This is a genomic window from Mesorhizobium sp. M7A.F.Ca.CA.004.06.1.1 (assembly GCF_003999135.1).
In the GTDB taxonomy this organism is placed as follows: Bacteria; Pseudomonadota; Alphaproteobacteria; order Rhizobiales; family Rhizobiaceae; genus Mesorhizobium.
Genome location: NZ_RZPQ01000028.1, coordinates 16,619 through 19,281, shown reverse-complemented (window position 1 = coordinate 19,281; position 2,663 = coordinate 16,619). Strand labels below are relative to the sequence as shown.

Here is a 2,663-nt window from a genome sequence, read left to right as displayed (position 1 = left end):
GGCCCAAACGCACCGGTCAACTCCGCAGGCTCGTTACCAACGTGAGCGAGAAAATGCTGATCCAGCACCTGAAAGAACTGACGGATGATGGCGTTATTCGTCGCATTGACTTTCAGACGGTGCCGCCGCACGTCGAGTATGAACTAACCGACTTTGGTCAAAGCCTGGCCGGAGTACTCGCGCCCTTGTGCGAATGGGGAACTCATCATACGTCCGAGGTAGCCCTGATCGTGCAAAATCGATCGCGCCCTTCTGCAGGTGCGTAGCGGTCCCAAATCTGGCGGTGGACCAAGGTCCGCCTTTGAGGGAACAGCCCGTCTCCTTTCCACCAATCTCAGCCGTGGGCGGGAAAGCCCAAGTTGATTTGCCCGGCCTCCGCCGTCAGATCGTCTCCTTGACCCGCGCCGAGAGAAAATCCGGCAGGTCGGCGACCGAATCCAGGACCACATCGGCAATGCCGGCCAGCGATTCGCGGGTGCCGGTGCCGGAGAGCACGCCGACTGCCAGCCCGCAGCCGCCGGCACGCGCCATTTCGAGGTCGTGCCTGTTGTCGCCGACCATGGCGATCTCCGCCGGCCTGAGGCCGGTGAGGTCGCTGAAAGCCAGGATGGTGTCGGGCGCCGGCTTCGGATTGGCCACCGCGTCGTAGCCATAGGCCGCGTCGAACAATTGGGCGACGCCGAGCGTCACCAGCGTCTTTTCCGCTCCGCTGGTCGAATCATTGGTGGCGACGCCAAGCCGGTAGGATTTCCTGTGCAAGGCCGTCAACGTGTCGACGATGCCCGGCAGCGCCACGGCCATCGCCGAGCCCTGCACAGAGGTGATCTCGTTGAAGCGGGCAACCGCAAGCATCTGGTCCTCGTTGGACAGGCGCGGAAACCACAATTCGACGACGTCGAGATTGGTGCCGGACGCAAAGATCGAGTCGGGCTTGAAGCGTTTGTTGGCGAAATCGAAGCCGGCGGCGGCCAGCAGCCTGTCGGCTTTCCAGCGATCGCCCTCGGACGCATCCATGGCCATGAAGTCGGCAACGCCGAGCCAGGTGGCGTTGAAGTCGACAAGCGTGCCGTCCTTGTCGAACAATATTCCCTTGATGTCTGCCAAACTTTTCACTCCGAGCCACGCAAATGGTGGATGAATCCCACAAGGCCAGCGGTCGATGCATCCCGCTTGGCGGCACTTTCCTTGCCCTCCACGACAGGCAGAAGGCCGGTGGCCAGTTCCTTGCCGAGCTCGACGCCCCACTGGTCGAAGGAGTTGATGTCGAACAGCGTGCCCTCGACGAAGACGCGGTGCTCGTAGAGCGCGATCAGCCGGCCGAAGGTGCGTGGGTCGAGTTTGCGGTAGAGGATGGTCAGCGAGGGCCGGTTGCCCGAGAAGACGCGGTGCGGCGCTATCTTGTCGACCTCGGCCGGCTTCATGCCCTTGGCCAGCATCTGGGCGCGGGCTTCGTCCAGCGTGCGGCCCTTCATCAGCGCTTCCGACTGCGCCAGGCAGTTGGCGAGCAGCAGATCGTGCTGATGTTTGAGTTCCGGCTCGTGGCCGACCGCCGCGGCGAGGAACTCGACCGGGATGAAATCGGTGCCCTGGTGCAGCAGCTGGAAGAAGGCATGCTGGCCGTTGGTGCCGGGCTCGCCCCAGACCAGCGGTCCGGTCGGCGTCGTCACCTCTGTGCCTTCGAGGGTGACGCTCTTGCCGTTCGATTCCATGTCGAGCTGCTGCAGATAGGCCGGCAGCCTGGACAGGCGCTGGTCATACGGGATGACGGCGCGCGCCGGGTAGCCGCAGATGACGCGATGCCACCAGCCAACCAGTCCAAGCAGCGCCGGCAGGTTCTCCTGCACCGGCGCGGTGCGGAAATGCTCGTCCATCTCGTGCGCGCCATCGAGGAAGGCGCGAAAATTCCGCGGACCGACAGCAATCATCACCGGCAGGCCGATGGCGCCCCACAGCGAATAGCGGCCGCCGACCCAATCCCAGAAGCCGAAGACGCGATCCGGCGCGATGCCGAACCGGGCCACCAGGTCGAGCGCGGTGGAGACGGCGGCGAAATGCTTGCCGACCGCTTCCTTACCCAGTGCTTCTTGCACCCATTTCCGAGCGGTTTCGGCATTGGTCATCGTTTCGACGGTGGTGAAGGTCTTGGAAGCGATGATGAAAAGCGTGGTTTCGGCGGAGAGGCCCTTCAGCGTGTCGTGGATATGGGCGCCATCGATGTTGGAGACGTAGTGGGCGCGCGGCCCGTCATGATAGGGCGCCAGCGCCAGCGTCGCCATGGCCGGGCCGAGATCGGAACCGCCGATGCCGATGTTGACGATGTCGGTGATCTTCTTGCCGGTGGCGCCGGCCGCCTTGCCCGAGCGCACGGCATCGGCAAAGGCGCCCATGGCGTCGAGCACGGCGATGACGTCAGCCTTGACGTCCTGGCCATCGACGGTGACGCCCTTGCCGGTCAGGTTGCGCAGCGCCGTGTGCAGCACGGCACGGTCCTCGGTGACGTTGATCTTCTTGCCGGCGAACATAGCGGCGCGGCGGCCTTCGAGATCGGCGGCCTGGGCGAGCTTTTCCAGCAGCTCCATGGTGGTCGCGTCGACCGCGCATTTCGACCAGTCGAGCAGCAGATCGCCGTCGGTGACGGAGAATTCCACGAACCGCTTGGGATC

General features: G+C 64.1%; 3 protein-coding genes. 1 reads left to right on the top strand and 2 read right to left on the bottom strand.

Annotated features, from left to right (window positions below):
• Positions 1–266, top strand: a 266-nt coding sequence (locus EN906_RS03825) for a helix-turn-helix domain-containing protein (RefSeq protein ID WP_164777095.1), incomplete at its 5' end; no start/stop codon positions are given.
• A 115-nt stretch (positions 267–381) separates the two neighbouring features.
• On the opposite strand, the gene EN906_RS03820 is transcribed toward EN906_RS03825, so the two are convergent.
• Positions 382–1,104 (bottom strand): HAD family hydrolase, encoded by a 723-nt coding sequence (locus EN906_RS03820; RefSeq protein ID WP_127267316.1) that lies wholly within the window; start codon positions 1,102–1,104, stop codon positions 382–384.
• Positions 1,105–1,109: 5 nt separating this feature from the next.
• On the bottom strand, positions 1,110–2,663 hold a 1,554-nt coding region (gene pgi / locus EN906_RS03815), incomplete at its 5' end, for a glucose-6-phosphate isomerase (protein WP_245484166.1).